The 14802-nt window shown below is 65.6% G+C and carries 11 protein-coding genes and 1 pseudogene; 8 read left to right on the forward strand and 4 right to left on the reverse strand.

What is annotated here, in order from left to right; all coding sequences use genetic code 11:
* Nucleotides 1-7 precede the first annotated feature (7 nt).
* The 4 genes from ABEL04_RS04010 (at nucleotide 8) to ABEL04_RS04025 (ending at nucleotide 5797) form a co-directional block, all read left to right on the forward strand.
* Entirely contained in the window at nucleotides 8-1858 is a 1851-nt protein-coding gene (locus tag ABEL04_RS04010) for a sodium:solute symporter family protein (RefSeq protein WP_375801095.1), read from the forward strand.
* Between the two features lie 81 nt (nucleotides 1859-1939).
* A complete protein-coding gene (locus ABEL04_RS04015; protein ID WP_375801096.1) occupies nucleotides 1940-4882 on the forward strand; it encodes a glycoside hydrolase family 3 N-terminal domain-containing protein in 2943 nt (980 codons plus the stop codon).
* Nucleotides 4883-5019: 137 nt separating this feature from the next.
* Nucleotides 5020-5307: a hypothetical protein gene (locus tag ABEL04_RS04020; RefSeq protein WP_375801097.1), complete on the forward strand. Its 288-nt coding sequence runs from the start codon at nucleotides 5020-5022 to the stop codon at nucleotides 5305-5307.
* Nucleotides 5300-5797 carry a PIN domain-containing protein gene (locus ABEL04_RS04025; RefSeq protein WP_375801098.1) on the forward strand — a complete coding sequence of 166 codons (498 nt, stop codon included), beginning with the start codon at nucleotides 5300-5302 and terminating at the stop codon, nucleotides 5795-5797. The genes ABEL04_RS04020 and ABEL04_RS04025 overlap by 8 nt, the downstream gene beginning before the upstream one ends.
* Before the next feature lie 24 nt (nucleotides 5798-5821).
* On the opposite strand, the gene ABEL04_RS04030 is transcribed toward ABEL04_RS04025, so the two are convergent.
* The gene (locus ABEL04_RS04030) at nucleotides 5822-7051 is read right to left on the reverse strand and encodes an MFS transporter (RefSeq protein ID WP_375801099.1); all 1230 of its coding nucleotides are present in this window, start codon (nucleotides 7049-7051) and stop codon (nucleotides 5822-5824) included.
* Between the two features lie 124 nt (nucleotides 7052-7175).
* On the reverse strand, nucleotides 7176-7895 hold the full coding sequence (locus tag ABEL04_RS04035; RefSeq protein WP_375801105.1) for a 5-formyltetrahydrofolate cyclo-ligase: 720 nt from the start codon (nucleotides 7893-7895) through the stop codon (nucleotides 7176-7178).
* Between the two features lie 183 nt (nucleotides 7896-8078).
* Between ABEL04_RS04035 and ABEL04_RS04040 the strand changes: the two genes are divergently transcribed.
* From ABEL04_RS04040 to ABEL04_RS04050, 3 genes are all read left to right on the forward strand, one after another.
* Nucleotides 8079-8528 (forward strand): hypothetical protein, encoded by a 450-nt coding sequence (locus tag ABEL04_RS04040; RefSeq protein ID WP_375801100.1) that lies wholly within the window; start codon nucleotides 8079-8081, stop codon nucleotides 8526-8528.
* Between the two features lie 136 nt (nucleotides 8529-8664).
* Nucleotides 8665-9450, forward strand: a complete 786-nt coding sequence (locus ABEL04_RS04045; protein ID WP_375801101.1) for a metallophosphoesterase — start codon at nucleotides 8665-8667, stop codon at nucleotides 9448-9450.
* Nucleotides 9451-9593: 143 nt separating this feature from the next.
* Nucleotides 9594-10241, forward strand: a complete 648-nt coding sequence (locus ABEL04_RS04050) for a CDGSH iron-sulfur domain-containing protein (RefSeq protein WP_375801102.1) — start codon at nucleotides 9594-9596, stop codon at nucleotides 10239-10241.
* 105 nt (nucleotides 10242-10346) lie between these two features.
* On the opposite strand, the gene ABEL04_RS04055 is transcribed toward ABEL04_RS04050, so the two are convergent.
* The gene (locus tag ABEL04_RS04055; RefSeq protein WP_375801103.1) at nucleotides 10347-11465 is read right to left on the reverse strand and encodes a glycosyltransferase family 4 protein; all 1119 of its coding nucleotides are present in this window, start codon (nucleotides 11463-11465) and stop codon (nucleotides 10347-10349) included.
* 179 nt (nucleotides 11466-11644) lie between these two features.
* Entirely contained in the window at nucleotides 11645-12580 is a 936-nt protein-coding gene (locus ABEL04_RS04060; protein ID WP_375801104.1) for an NAD-dependent epimerase/dehydratase family protein, read from the reverse strand.
* A gap of 1280 nt (nucleotides 12581-13860) precedes the next feature.
* On the opposite strand from ABEL04_RS04060, the pseudogene ABEL04_RS04065 reads away from it, so the two are divergent.
* A pseudogene (locus ABEL04_RS04065) lies at nucleotides 13861-14802 on the forward strand (hypothetical protein); the annotation flags it as partial.

Raw genomic sequence — 14802 nt, forward strand, 5'->3', positions numbered from 1 at the left:
CCCGCCTGTGACTCTTCTCGACTGGTTGTTCGTCGTTGCCTACCTCCTGCTCTCGTTCGGGATTGCGCTGTACTTTTACCAGCGCGCCGGCGAGGACACCTCGGAGTTTTTCCTCACGGGCCGGGCCATGCCCTGGTGGCTGGCCGGCACCAGCATGGTCGCGACGACGTTCGCCGTCGACACGCCGCTTTTGGTGACCGAGATCGTGGCGCGGGACGGCATTGCGGGCAACTGGCTCTGGTGGAACGCGGCCATTGGGGGGATGCTCACGGTCTTTTTCTTTGCCCGCCTCTGGCGCCGAAGCGGCGTCCTCACCGACGTGGAGTTTGTCGAGTTCCGGTACAGTGGGCGCGTGGCTGCCTGGCTACGCGGCATCAAGGCCCTCTTTTTCGGCCTCCTGCTAAACATCCTTATCATCGGGTGGGTGTCGCTGGCGATGGAGACAGTCATCGATCGGCTCTTCCCGAACCTTACACTGTTTGGGCAAACCTCTTTCTCGGTTCTGGGACGGGAGCTGAGCGCCGCGCTTCTCGTGGTGGGGGGGCTCATCCTGGTGGTGGCCGTCTACGCGCTGCTGTCGGGCCTGTGGGGCGTGATGGTGACGGACCTGTTTCAGTTCGTGGTGGCGATGGGCGGCACCATCGCGCTCGCCTTCCTCGTGCTCGACATGCCGGAGATTGGGGGGGTGGCGGGCTTGCGTGAACAACTCCCGGCCGAGACGTTCAACCTGCTGCCGACGATCGGGGGTGCGGCCGAGGGAGCGGCCACGTTCTCGCTGTCGGCCCTGGCCTTCGCCGCGTACGCGGGGGTGCAGTGGTGGGCCAGCTGGTATCCCGGGGCCGAGCCGGGCGGCGGCGGGTACGTGGCCCAGCGCATGATGAGCGCCAAGGACGAACCGAACGCGCTCTTCTCGATGCTCTGGTACACGATCGCCCACTTCTGCCTGCGGCCGTGGCCGTGGATCATCGTGGCCCTGGCGGCGCTGGTCCTCTACCCCGATCTTGACGAGCCGCGGGCCGGCTTCGTCCTCGTGATGAAAGATGTGCTCCCGCCCGGCATGCTCGGCCTCCTGTTCGCCGCCTTCCTGGCGGCGTTCATGAGCACAGTTTCCACCCAGCTGAACTGGGGCGTATCGTACCTCGTGAACGACTTCTGGGCACGCTTCGTGCGGCCCGACGCCGACGAGAACCACTACGTCTTCGTCTCGCGAGCGCTTACCTTCGGCGTTGCCCTGCTGAGCCTCGTCGTTACCCTGTACCTGGACACCATCCGTGAGGCATGGGGCCTCTTGCTCTCGGCCTCCGCAGGGCTAGGCCTTGTCCTCATCCTGCGCTGGTACTGGTGGCGCATCAATGCCTGGAGCGAGATGATGGCCACCGTGGCCCCCATTGTGCTCACGGTGGTGGCTCTCGTACTGAATGCGTTCGGGGTCACGGTGCCGGGCCTGCAGGCCGAGTTTCCCATGAACCTCTACTCGGTGGTTGGATTTACGACGGTGGTCTGGCTGGCCGCGACCTTCCTCACGCGCCCCACCGCCGAAGACACGCTCGATAATTTTTATCGCACCGTCCATCCCGGTGGGCCCGGCTGGGATCCCGTCGCCGAGCGCCACCCCGACGTGGAGCCGGACTCGGGCCTCGGGCGCCTCGCCCTCGACTGGCTCGCGGGGGTGGTGCTCATCTACAGCACCCTCTTCGGGACCGGTTACCTAATCCTGGGCTGGACCATCTGGGGCCTTGCCTGCGGAGCCGTTGCCCTCGGTGCGGCCGTCTTCCTGTGGCAGGACCTACAGCGGGAAGAGGTCTCCCTCTTCGACACCGAGGACGTTCAGAGCCCAGCGGCGGAGGAGCGCGGATGACGGTCTCTGTGTCCTGAAGGCGTACCCGCATCGCGCCGGTCCTTCTCCTGGATAGCCCTTTGCTCCGACTGATCCCCCGATATGATTCGTCTGTTCCGCCCGCCCTCCTTTGCCCGTCGCCTGTTGCCGGTGCTTGCCGCTGTTCTCCTCATGCTGGGGATGAGCGGCACAGGGCCTCCCGCCCCGACGGATCTCGGCCCTGCGTGGGCCGATACCTCCGATTCCGCCTCCTCCCCGGAGTGGGCCGAGCGGCAGCTCCGGCAGATGTCGCTCGACGAGAAAATCGCTCAGCTCTTCGTCGTCCGGCTGGACGGCTTCTTCCAGAATGCCAACAGCCCATCGTACCGCCGGACGATTTCTCTCGTCGACTCGTTTGGTGCTGGGGGGCTGGTGTTTGGCCCCGGCACGCCCATGACGCAGATCACGATGGCCAACCATCTGCAGCGGACCGCCGAGCGGCCCCTCCTCGTGGCCCAGGACACCGAATGGGGGGTGGGCATGCGTATCGACGAGGCCACCTCGTTCCCCCCGGCCATGGCCCTCGGGGCCACGCGAGACGCGTCCTACGCCTACCGGGTGGGCTACGTCACTGCCCGGGAGGCCCGGGCCCTCGGGGTGCATCAGCTCTACGCCCCCGTGGCGGACGTCAACAACAACCCGAAGAACCCGATTATCAACGTCCGTTCGTTCGGCGGGACGCCTTCTCTCGTGGGAACCATGGCGGCCGCCTTTACCCGCGGGGCCCAGGATGGGGGAACCCTCGCCACGCTCAAACACTTTCCGGGCCACGGCGACACGGACGTCGACTCGCACATCAATCTGCCGGTGCTTCGGTTCGACCGGGCGCGTCTCGACACGCTCGAGCTCCCTCCCTTCCGACAGGCCCTCGATGCGGGGGCCCGGAGCGTCATGACCGGCCACCTGGCGCTGCCTTCCCTGGCGTCCGACAGCGTCCCCGCGACTCTGTCCCGCCCCCTCACCCACGGGCTGCTCCGAACGGATCTGGGGTTTGAGGGCCTCGTCGTGACCGACGCCCTGAACATGAAGGCCGTGACCCGCACGTTCGGCGTCGGGGAGACGGCTGTGCGCGTCCTGGAGTCCGGGGCCGACCTCCTGCTCATGTCGACGAACCCATGGGCCGCCCACGACGCGATCCGGAGCGCCGTGACGAGCGGGCGTCTCGACACGACCCAGATCAACAATTCGGTGCGGCGCCTACTCGAGGCAAAACAGCGGCTCGGCCTGCACGAGGAGCGCCAGGTTCCCCTCACGACGACGCGCCGCCGGGTGGACCGCCGGTCGCACGCGGTGCTGTCCCGCACAGTGGCCCGCGAGTCGCTGACGCTTCTTTCCAACGAGAACGACCTCCTCCCCCTTACGCCACCGGCCCAGCACGACGTGCTGGTCGTTAAGCTCAGCGATAGCGAGGCGCCCGGCGTCGGGGACCCGTTCGTCAACACGCTTCGGGCCCGGCCCGCCGTCCGTTCTCTCGATGTCCGCCGGCTCGACCCTCGCTCCGACTCCGCGGACGTGAACGACCACCTCGCGGCGGCCCCAAACTATGACGTTGTGATCGTTCCCTCCTTCCTCCGCGTGCGGGCCTGGAGCGGCTCGATCGGCCTGCCCGACATGCATCACAATTTCCTCGAAGGCCTTGTGGCCCAGGAGGTGCCAGTCGCGTTTACTGCCTTCGGCAATCCCTACGCCCCGACCGGCCTTGAGCCGTCCCCCGGTGCCATCCTTGCCGCCTACGGCACCGGGGACGTCTCGCAGCGCGCCGCCGCGCAGGCCCTTACTGGCGGGGCCGGAACTCCCGGGCGCCTGCCCGTCACCATTCCGGGGATGGCCGAGAAGGACTCCGGCATCCCCCTGGATCCAGTGTCACCGCGCCACGGCTTTCCTGAGTCGGTGGGCATGGATGGACGGCAGCTCGCCCGCGTCGACACGCTCCTCCGGTCGGCGATGCTCGACGGTGCCTTCCCCGGCGCGACAATGGCTGTGGGCCGCGGGCCCGCGATCGTGAAACTGAGTGGGCACGGCTACTACACTTACGACCAGAAGAAGCCGGTCACGCCGAGTGCGCAGTACGACCTTGCGTCGCTCACGAAGGTGGTGGCCACCACGACCGCCGCCATGCTGCTCTACGAGTCGGACTCGCTCAAGCTGGACGCCCCGGTGGCCCGCTATCTTCCGGACTTTGCCCAGAACGGAAAGGGGGCCGTCACCGTGCGCCAACTTCTTACGCACTCCTCGGGCCTGAAGCCGTACCTCGGTCCCGAGGAGCGAGGGCCGACCCGGGCGGCAATCCTCGACACCATTATGGCCCAGCCATTAACGTACACGCCCGGCACCACATACAAGTACAGCGGGCTCAACATGATCACGGTCATGCGGATCGTGGAGACGATTAGCGGTCAGTCCTTCGATACCTTTTGCGAGAGGCGCATTTTCGAGCCGCTGGGCATGCACAACACCGGCTTCCGCGCCGTCGATTCCTCGCCCGATTCCAACGTGGTCCCGACTACCGACACCTCAGGCACCCGCTTCCAAGGAACCGTGCACGACCCGATGGCCCGCGACATGGGCGGCGTGTCGGGGAACGCCGGGCTCTTCTCGACGGCCCCTGATCTGGCCCGCTTTGGCTACATGCTCGTCCACGAGGGCCGGATCGACGGGCGGCAGTTCCTCGAGCCTGAAACGATCGAGACATTTACCGCTCGGGCAGACGTGCCGAACAGCACCCGCGCCCTCGGCTGGGACACAAAAAGCCAGGAGGGCTACTCCTCGGCCGGAGACGAATTTTCGGCCTCAAGCTTCGGCCACACCGGCTACACGGGGACCTCTTTCTGGGTCGACCCGGAGCAGGACCTGTTCCTCATCCTGCTCACGAACCGGGTGTACCCCGACGACACCTCCGAGCAGATCCAGCAGGTGCGCCCGAGGGTCGCGAATCTCGTCCACCGGGCCATCGTGGGTCCGCCGCAGCCGCTGCTGCCAGGGCCGGCCCCCGAATCGGAAGACTGAAGACCTTCCCCCGTCGTAGGCTCTTTTCCAGACTCGGCCGGAGTGGTAGCTGGCAGATCGACCTCCTGCTCCCCGGAACGGCGCCCCCCGCCCATCGAGTACATGGAAGCGATGCCTCGCCGAAAACCGCCGCGACTATGATTGACGTCAAGGAGGCGACGCAAGTCGCCCTTTCATACTTTGAGGATCTCTACGAGGAGGAGCCCTTCTCGAACGTGTTGCTGGAGGAGGTAGAGCGGGACGAAGAAGATGGCACACCCTATTGGTTTATTACCATCGGATTCACGAACGAAAAGAAAAAAGAAGATTCCTCCTCCCCATTGTCCACTCTCTCCTCTGCCCCACGCCGTTACAAGCGATTTAAGATCAACGCCGAAACGGGAGATGTCGTCTCAATGAAGATTCGCTCGGTCGAGAATGCCTGATCACATCGAGCACCTTCTCGTCGAGTACCGGACGGAAGGTGTACTCGTCGACACCAATCTGCTTTTGCTCTACGTCGTGGGGGTGTACGAGCCGCACAGGATTGAGCGGTTCAAGCGCACCAGCACTTTCACCACAGAGGATTTTGAGCTCCTCAAGCGTCTTCTGGGGCATTTTGAGACGGTGGCCACGACGCCCCCGGTTCTCACAGAGGTCAGTAATTTTTTGGGACACCTTCCCAAAGAGGCAAGACGCAATCGCACGGGGCTCCTTCGACGACTGATCCCGGAGCTCGAAGAGAGGCATCATCCCTCTTCGGAAATCTGCAAGCACCCGTATTTCCGCCAGTTTCGCCTCACGGACACGGGCATTGCGGAGGCCTCCGAGGGGACCTATCTGGTTGTCACCGACGACCTTCCTCTGTACCACGCCCTGGCAAACGACCAGCAGGCGGTCATAAACTTCAGCCACCTCCGCACGGCCAATTGGTAGTTTGAAACCCGCCTCAGAGGGTGATCAAGAGGGAGCGCTCTCCGGCTGTGGGCGGCGCAGGGCGAGCCATCCGCTGAGTCCCGCCCCGAGCAGGGCGATGCCCGCCAGGACACCGAAGAGGAGCGGCGGCCCGGCTATTTGGAGCACGGCTCCCGCGAGGGCGGCCCCCAGCGCTCCCACGCCGAAGACCCCAAGGTAGGTGTAACCGTAGGAGAGCCCGCGCGCGTCCGGCGGGGTGTACTCAGCGACGGTCGCCTGGTAGAGCGGCTGCACGACGAACAGGAAGAAGCCCAGCACGACACTAATCGCGAGCAGCGCCGCGGTCCCGAGGCCCGCCACCGGCAGGAACGCCACGGCCACCCCCGCCAGGATCGTCAGGGCAAGTGCCAGCGTGCGCTCCGTCCCCTCGCGGTCGGAGAGCCGTCCGCCCGTGTACTGCCCGCCGATCCCCACTGCCAACAGGCCGGCATAGACGTAGCGCCCGGCCGCCACGTCCATCGGCACATTTCCCACCAGAGGTGTGAGGAGATCGGGCAAAAAGGTGAGCATGCCACGGTAGTAGAGTCCAGAAAGCGCCACGAGCACGAACACGCCCGCGAAGCCCGACGCAAAGAGGGTTCTCGATCGGGCCCATAGGGCCGAGAAGCCACCCGCGGCGGGGGATGCCTCTGTCTCCTCAGCGCTCTGCGGGTCCACGGCGGCCGTCTCGTCGACCGAGGTTCGGAGCGCCCCAGCGGCTGCCCCGAGGGCGGGAAGCCCGAGCAGAATCGCCACCGACGGCCAGTCGAAGAAGAGCAGGAGAAGGGCCGTGGCGAGGGGGCCGCCCGCAATTCCCACATTGCCCGCGATGCCGTGCCAGGCCAGGGCCCGCCCTCGCTGCTGCGCACCTGTGCTGATGAGCGAGAGTCCGGCCGGGTGGTACACGCTGGCCGCCGCTCCCCACGCCAGGAGCGCCGCGCCAACCCCCCAGATGCCCGGAAGGAGCCCCAGAAGGAGAAAGGCCCCGCCCATCCCCGCGAGGCACGCCGCGATGAGGCGTTGCGACCCGAAGCGGTCCGCGAGGATTCCGCCCGGTAGTGCTCCAGCCCCAAACAGGAAATACCCTGCCCCTACGAGCGTCCCGAGCGCCGCCTCCGACACCCCAAGCTCCCCAAGCCAGGCCGTCATAAAGATGGGGATGGACAGCTCGTAGGTGTGCACCAGGCCGTGTCCCACCATCACGAGTACGACGATGGACCGATCGTTGGCGTTCATGGGGGCCGACACTTCAGCAAAAGGATTCGGAGCGGAACGACCGCGGTTGTGGGAGGCGCCCTTCGGAGGAGGATTTGTGGCCTTCGGACCGTCTCCACTGCGGAACGGAGACGGTTGGCGCACGCTATCCCCCCTCCCCCTGAAGCCGACGAAGAATCGGCATCGCGTCCAAATCGTCGTCGGAGAGCGCATTCCAGTCGATGCCGGAGGGGGGAACGGGCGGATCCTCTACCGAGTGGGCTTCGTCTGGCGTTACGATTCCGGAGAGAGGCAGGTCGTGAGGATCGGTTGGCACCGTCTCGACGACCTGGATCGGGTGAACCGTCGTCAACACCGGAACTGGATCGTGCCCGAGCTCCCGCAGGATTGCGTACTCGAGGTCGCTGTAGCCCTCCCCCTTCCCACACCGGCGGCCGCCATGCGTCACGGCGACGGAGCCGGTGACGATCGCGTCGAGTTGAGGCAGTTCCGCGAGCGTAACCGGTTCGGCCCACTGGTCCATGTTCGAGAGGCTAGCGGCCGCGTCCACCTCGTCCGCGGGGATGGACTGGGGAACGAGCCGTTTGAATCCGCCACGGAGGCGCGGAGTTGGGACGAACACCACGCAGCCCCGCCGCAGGGCCTCGATCCGGACGTGACGCTGCGGCGCGTCGGGGTTCACCTTGATCCGATGAGCCTCACGGAGCAACCCGCCCTCGAACAAGCGCTCCGCCGCGGCAGGGGCTCCGTCGAAGTTCGGTATGCGGCCGTGGGGCGGGAACGGGAAGCGGGCCGCGCCTTGCTCTTCGAGGGCGTCCCACACGGCCTGCCGGGCCGCCGCCTTGGTTTCGAAGTGCGCATTCATGGGCGGGAGGGGACCGCTGTGGAAAAACGCGACACAACTGCCCGGCTGGTACGCCCGGCGCTGAGGGTCGTTCGTCCCGAGACGCCAGCCACTACCCGCAAAGATTGATTGAAGGAAGCCACATTCGGGCATGTGACGCGTCCAACCCAGTCCGCTCGACACAGGAACCGCCGCACGACTGCCATGCTCCGCCGATTGCTTCTTGTCCTCCTCGCCCTTCTCCTCGTCTCTCCACCGGCGGCCGCCCAGGAGGCGAACGTCAAAACCATCGAGGGGCCGGGAGCCAGCGAGAAGACTACGCTCATGGCTTCGCCCCGCCCCCTGACTGAAGAGATTTCCGCCCGGGCCGTCGGCGTGAAGGCCCCAAACGGCACGCGTTGGGCCCTCACGCTCATTGGCATCGGCTCGGCGGACTCTCTGAAGCTGACGATGGGGGACCAGACGCTCCCCATTGAGGACATTCGCCGACCTGATAAGGGAGAGGTGGGACCGACTCGGCTCTACGTGTCGCAGAAGACATTTCTCACGATTGCCGAAACAAGCACCGTTCAGCTCCGCGTGGACTCGGTCAAAACTGGATTCCCCGAGCAGATGCGCAAGGAGATGCAGTTGATTTTTGAACGAGTGGTGTAACTGCCGAGGACACTTTCGTCGGCATTCACGGGGAGCGGCGCTCCGGCTCTGAAGGTCGCTCTATGGAGGTCTCGGACGCTGGATTCTCCGGCGCCCACAATTCCCCGGCAAACTGAAACCGAGGCGCGTCCCCACCGTGCGCATCTGCATTCTTAGCGACTTGCACCTCCGCCATCACGATCCCCCCCGGCTCGACGGGGTGGCCCGCCGGGCCGATGTGGTCGTGCTGGCAGGCGACATTGGCAGGGACACCGATGGCATCGCGTGGGCGCGCGAGGCTTTCCCTCAGGTGCCCGTGGTGTATGTTGCCGGAAACCACGAGTACTACGATTGCCACCTCGACGCAACGAACACTGCGCTTCGGCGTGCCGGTCCGTTCTCGACGGCGGAAGATCGCTTGGCCGGAACGCATTTCCTGGAGCGGGACGCCGTTACGATCGGGTCCGTTCGGTTTCTGGGGTGCACATTTTGGACCGGATTCGAGCTGTTTGAGGGCCGGCGAGCCGAAGTGATGCGGGCCTGTCGAGGCAGTGTCGACGACTACCAGCGCATCCACCTGCTCCGGGCTCGCCGACCGCTGCGGCCTCGCGATACGGATCGGCTCCACCGCATGTCGGTGCGCTGGCTTCAGCGACAGCTTGAAGCCCCAACCGACCCGGACGTCCGCGCAACGGTCGTGGTGACCCATCACCCGCCCAGCCGATGGTCGATCGACCCGCGATACGTAGAGCAGGACACCAGCGCGGCGTTCGTCGCCCGGCGAGGGGCGTTCGTCGAGCAGTCCGGCGCCCAGCTTTGGATCCACGGGCACGTCCACGCCTCTTTCGACTACCGGCTCGGGACGACGCGCGTGCTGAGCAATCCCCGAGGCTATCCCGACGAAAACCCAAACTTTCGGCCCGACTACGTCGTGGAGGTGTAGCCCCTCGGTTGAGCGGGCCCCGAAGAGTCCAGCTACGCTCAAGGTCTCCGCCCGGAGTTCCCCTGCTCGCTGTCGCGAACGTCTCTGATGCCTCGCCGTACCGGAGCCTGTGCCTGAGCTCTTCCCTCATTGCCTCTTGATCCATGGACACGAAGACCTACACCTACGACGGCAACGGCGTCACAATCACGTGGGACCAGAAGCGGTGCATCCACGCTCGAGCCTGCGTGGACGGACTCCCGAGCGTCTTCGACCCGGAGCGGCGTCCCTGGATCGACCCCGAGCACGCCGATCCCGACGCCGTCGAGGAGGTCGTGATGCAGTGTCCAACGGGGGCTCTGCATCTCCGGCGGGCAGGCACAAACCCCGAGACCCCGCCCGCCGAAAACCGCATTTCCTTATTTCCGAACGGCCCTCTTCTCGTCCATGGTGACGTTGAGCTGGTCGGGCCAGACGGGGAGCAAGTGCTCACGGATACGCGCGTGGCCCTCTGCCGCTGCGGTCGTTCCGGCAACAAGCCGCTTTGCGACGGGAGTCACGATGAGGGGTTCGAGGATGACGGGACGATTACTGTCGACCGCCTTTCCACGTCGGACGACAGCCCCGGCGAGGCGCTCCGTATTCGCGTCACGGATGGGGGGCCACTCATGATCGAGGGCCCCGTTACGATCGAGGGCACCAGTGATCAGACCTGCTCGGGGAACGCCGGCGCGCTCTGTCGCTGCGGTGCCTCCGACACCAAGCCCTTTTGCGACGGCAGCCACGCGACGGTCGACCGCGAGGCCCTCTGATTGCCGGGCAGCGCCTGATCTGAAAGTGCCGGGAGGCGGTCGCGTAGAGATGGAGGCGGTCGAGGGCGGGGTGTTTGCGGATGTTGTCTAACGCCTTCTGTGCGGTCAGGGCGCAGTGCCTTCAGAGGTAGGCGCTCCACGGTCTCGCTCGTCAATCTCGACGGAACGTTCTTCCGCGGACGAGGCAGGGTCCGGTGGGCCCGTCGGTCCCGGTCCCGTCTGGCGCGCCAGATGCCTCCCGACCGCCAGGACGCCGCCCCCCACACCGGCCGCGAGCCCGTAGAAGAGCAGCGGCGGACCCACCGCTCCTACTACACCAATCCCCCCACACGCGACCCCGGCCCCGTAGAAGAGCAGCGCGACCTGCCGTTCTGACCATCCTTGACGTGCGAGCCGGTGCATCGTGTGGTCGGTCCCCCCTTCCGCAACCGATTGTCCCCGGCGCAGGCGGGTCGCGCTCACAAAAAGCGTGTCGAAGAGAGGGACAGCCAGCACCACGACGGGCACCAGGGCCGGAATCTTCGCCGCCCCGCTCTGCTGCACACCCAGCCCTAGGGCCGCTAGCAGGTAGCCAAGCGGGAGGCTCCCGCAGTCGCCCATGAAGATGCGCGCCGGGGAAAAGTTATAGGCGAGGAACCCTATGGTCACGGCGGCCACGGCGGCCGCAACCACTGCGAGGGGGAGGCGGCCCTGCCACGCCGACATGACGCCCAGGCTGAGGGCCGCGAGGGCGGCAACCCCGGCCGCGATTCCGTCCATTGCGTCGACCAAATTTAGGGCGTTGGTGAGGCCAAGCACCCAGAGCACAGTAAGCAGGGCCGAAACTCCTGTCGGACCGGCTGGCCAGAAATGAAGCCCAGCGGTAAGGAGCAGCGCGGTGGCCCCGAGCTGTGCCCCAAACTTCGCACTTGGCCGCAGGCCCCGGAGGTCGTCGGCCAGGCCGGCGACAAAGAGCAGACCGGCTCCCATCCACACCGGTCTCGCGAAGGCCGGTCCCCCACCCCCTACAGTTACGCCCGCGGCAATGCCCACGGCGAGGGCAATTCCTCCCAGGTGGGGCGTGGCTCCTTCGTGCCAGCGGGCCCTAGTGGGCACGGCCATCCAGCCGCTGCGCCGCGCGCCTCGTTCCACGAGCGGTACGACGAGGAGGACGAGAAGAGCTCCCGTTCCGGCGGCGATTCCCATCTCTGCAAGCGCGAGCGCCGAAGGGAGTATCACAGACATTTTTGGAAGGCGATTCCATCAACCCGAATGGCGGCCTGTTCCGTTCCCTGCACAACGGGATGAACAGCGGCTGTACATCTGCTGACGATTTAAGACGGATAGAGCCCCGCCCCCAGATCCCGTGAGCAGCACTCCTCTCGGCCTCGCCCGGAACGACGCACTCCAAGACATAACCTACGCTAGGTCGGCTCCGCCTCGAAGGCATCCCGAAACCAGTCGACCGTGCGGGCGAGTCCCGTTTCGAGGGAGACCCGGGGAGCCCATCCGAGCTCCGCGTTCGCCTTTTCGGCGCCGAGCACGCTGCGCTGCTGCTCGCCGGGCTGGGCCGGCCCGTGTGCCTCTTCCACCTCGGCTCCTGTCTCGTCCCGGAGCATCCGGAACAGCTCATTGACGCTCGTCTCCCGACCGGTGCCGACGTTGAACGTCCCACTTCCGTCGTAGGCCAGCGCCGCAAGGTTCGCCTCCGCGACATCGCCGACATAGACGTAGTCGCGGGTCTGCTCGCCGCTCCCGTTGATGACTGGCTGGCCTCCAGACAGCATCTCCCCGACAAAAATTGCCACAACCCCGGCCTCCCCGTGGGGGTCCTGCCGAGGGCCGTAAACGTTGGCGTACCGCAGCGAAACCGCATCGAGAGCGTGCTGGTGCTGGTAGTAGTGGAGATACTTCTCGGCGGCCAGCTTCGCGACTCCATACGGCGAGACGGGCCGGAGCGGGTGCTCCTCGTCCTGAGGAGTGTAGTCGGGCTCGCCGTAGATGGCCCCGCCGGTGGAGGCAAAGACGACCTTCTGCAGCCCATTGTCGAGACCGGCCTCCATTAGGTTGAGGAGACCGCCAATGTTGACGGCCGCGTCGAAGCGGGGCGCCTCGACGGATCGCCGCACGTCGATCTGCGCAGCGTGATGCACAAGACCGTCGTACTGGTGCTCTGCAAACAGCGCCGCGGCCGCGTCCGAGCGGATGTCGTGTTCGAAGAGAGGCGCGGCCTCGGGGACGTGATGGCGCTGCCCTGACGAAAGGTCGTCCAGAACATGAACCTCGTGGCCTTGCTCAACGAGAGCATCGGCCACGTGGGAGCCGATAAAGCCGGCTCCACCGGTAACGAGAAGAGTCATGCTGGGAGAACTGGATCGGAGAAAAGGACTTCCGCTGTTGGGGGACTGTCCGTCTTACCTCAAGGAGCACCCAGTCGCTGAGCGTCCGGTGCAAATGGGTTCTGCACGCGTCCAGCAAATACCGCTACGGGGCTCGCTGGTTTTTGTATCGCGCGGCTGCACCGCGCGGGAGGGCCTTGCACGTCCGTCAAACAGTCCTCTGGATGGGAATAGTGTACGAAACGAGCCCGGGAACGGAAAGGACGGAGGGCGGGTCTTGAATAAAATCTTTCCAGGTTTCTCCCCATCCACGTGTGTGGCGACTCGAGGGCCGTTCCCGGGTTCTAGCAGGCCCCAGCGGGACATCGCGTCTTCCTCTTCAGAATCCCCTCAGTTCGAAGACACGCCCTCTCCGGGTGATACCTACCCTCACGGTCGGAGAGCGCCAACCTCGAGCGCTGCCGAATACCGGTACGGTTGTCTCGGGGACGTATGTCCCGGCGCCTTCCAGAACGGTATCCAGAGAGATTCGTGATTTGTGACCTCGACTCCGCCACCGAAGAATACGGACGGGCAGAATACGGACGGGCCCCTGCCAACTTGCTGGATTTATGGGACTCCGGCACGAAGGACTCCGGCTCCCCTCCGACCGCTGAAGGGATGCTTCCCTCGTTGCGGCTCACGTGTCGCGAGTCGACAGGGTCGAATTGCTCGTACGTGTACCGGGGAGCACCGCGGCGGGGCCGACGGCCGGGTGCGAGGATGGAGGCGGTCGTCAGTCTCAGGCATTTGGGACCGACTGTAAGTGCGGAAGCGGGAATTAAGGATAGGTCGAGGCATCCCCACCATAGACCGCCCGAACGTATGGCCCCAAGCCCTCCGACAGACGCCTCGCTGAGACGTCCTGGAAGCTGTGGGCTTCTCGACCCTGGTCCAGCACCACCTCGATTGGTTGCCGCGTGCGGCTTCCTGCCTTCGGGAGTGGTTCAGTGGCGATTGAGAAGCGGCGGTCATGCCCCCGTGCCCGAAGATGCAGCCCAACCACAGGCCGTCGCCACGCTGTCGCTGGGTTGCAGTGTCGTCTCGCCCGCTCCGGGCTTAGGATCAGCGTGGATCGAGCGGATGTACGCAACGACGCCAGGAAGGTGCTGCAGCTTGGAACGGATATTGTGTTTAGAAATGCAGTCGGATGTTCACGCGCGATTTGCATCGAGGCTGTCGCGTGCTCGTACCGAAAACCCGTTTGTATAGCGCGCTTGTACCCTTTTTCCACCAGTTTGCTTGACGACTCGTCCCCACGCATGCACACCTCCGCCTCCTTCTGGAAGGTCGTCCGCCGCGGAGTGCTTCTCATCGGTCTGCTTGGCGGCCCGCTCGCGGTCCCAGCGGCGGCCCAGACGAACCGTGCGGCCCCGACAACGCGGACGGGAGAGGGCTTGTACACCCGAATCGGCATTGGCCTCGGGGACTACACCGGGGACCTGGGTTCGTCTTCCTTCGGGGACGCACACTCCCACCCCTTAGATCTTCAGGGCTTTGTGTGGGGGGTCCCTTACTATGGATCAGGAGAGCTGGGCTATGCCATCTCCCCCCACGTCTCTGTGGGCCTCGGGCTGCAGGTCGGGAGCTACCCGATCATCAACGGCGTGTCGTTCAACAGCGGGACAGGGACCTACCGCGCCACCACGCAACTCATCGGGCGCTACACGTTCCGGGCCAACACGTGGGCCGTGGCTCCTTACCTTGAGGGTGGAGTGGCCGCCCTGTTCGGAGGCCCGAAGCGGGGCGTTGGGCCTGCCCTCGGCGTGGGCGTCGACATCGCCCTTTCTTCCTCGACATCGATTTACATCGGATCCCGCTTCAATGCCATCTTTCCCGACGAGGCCGCCGATGGCAGGAGTGACGCCGTTGGCCCCAACCCGGAGAGACCCTCCTTCCCAGACGTGCCCTTCGACCTCGTCAACCAGCTTCTCAGCGTCGGTCTCCGCACAGACCTTTCGCTGGGCCTCTTCTCGGACGGGTCTTCCCCCGAGGAGCCATCCGTGCCCGCGGCCGACCGCTCTTCTGGCTCCGACGCCCGCCGTCCTGCGGACAACGGCTCGGCGCCAGTGGACTTAGACGGTGCCCCAGCGCCGGATCAGTCTTCCGGTGGTCCTCCTTCGGCCCTGCCAGACAGCACGGTTCCGGACGGGATGGTGTACGTGCCGGACGGCACCTTCGTGATGGGCCTCTCGGCGGAGGAT

The organism is Salinibacter sp. (assembly GCF_042218895.1).
Classification (GTDB): Bacteria; Bacteroidota; Rhodothermia; order Rhodothermales; family Salinibacteraceae; genus Salinibacter.

Excerpts from the sequence above, each read along its gene's own strand:
- ABEL04_RS04025 (WP_375801098.1), top strand. The coding sequence starts at position 5,300 with ATGCCTGATCACATCGAGCACCTTCTCGTCGAGTACCGGACGGAAGGT.
- ABEL04_RS04060 (WP_375801104.1), bottom strand. The coding sequence starts at position 12,580 with ATGACTCTTCTCGTTACCGGTGGAGCCGGCTTTATCGGCTCCCACGTG.
- ABEL04_RS04030 (WP_375801099.1), bottom strand. The coding sequence starts at position 7,051 with ATGAACGCCAACGATCGGTCCATCGTCGTACTCGTGATGGTGGGACAC.
- ABEL04_RS04050 (WP_375801102.1), top strand. The coding sequence starts at position 9,594 with ATGGACACGAAGACCTACACCTACGACGGCAACGGCGTCACAATCACG.
- ABEL04_RS04040 (WP_375801100.1), top strand. The coding sequence starts at position 8,079 with ATGCTCCGCCGATTGCTTCTTGTCCTCCTCGCCCTTCTCCTCGTCTCT.
- ABEL04_RS04015 (WP_375801096.1), top strand. The coding sequence starts at position 1,940 with ATGATTCGTCTGTTCCGCCCGCCCTCCTTTGCCCGTCGCCTGTTGCCG.
- ABEL04_RS04020 (WP_375801097.1), top strand. The coding sequence starts at position 5,020 with ATGATTGACGTCAAGGAGGCGACGCAAGTCGCCCTTTCATACTTTGAG.
- ABEL04_RS04055 (WP_375801103.1), bottom strand. The coding sequence starts at position 11,465 with ATGTCTGTGATACTCCCTTCGGCGCTCGCGCTTGCAGAGATGGGAATC.
- ABEL04_RS04035 (WP_375801105.1), bottom strand. The coding sequence starts at position 7,895 with ATGAATGCGCACTTCGAAACCAAGGCGGCGGCCCGGCAGGCCGTGTGG.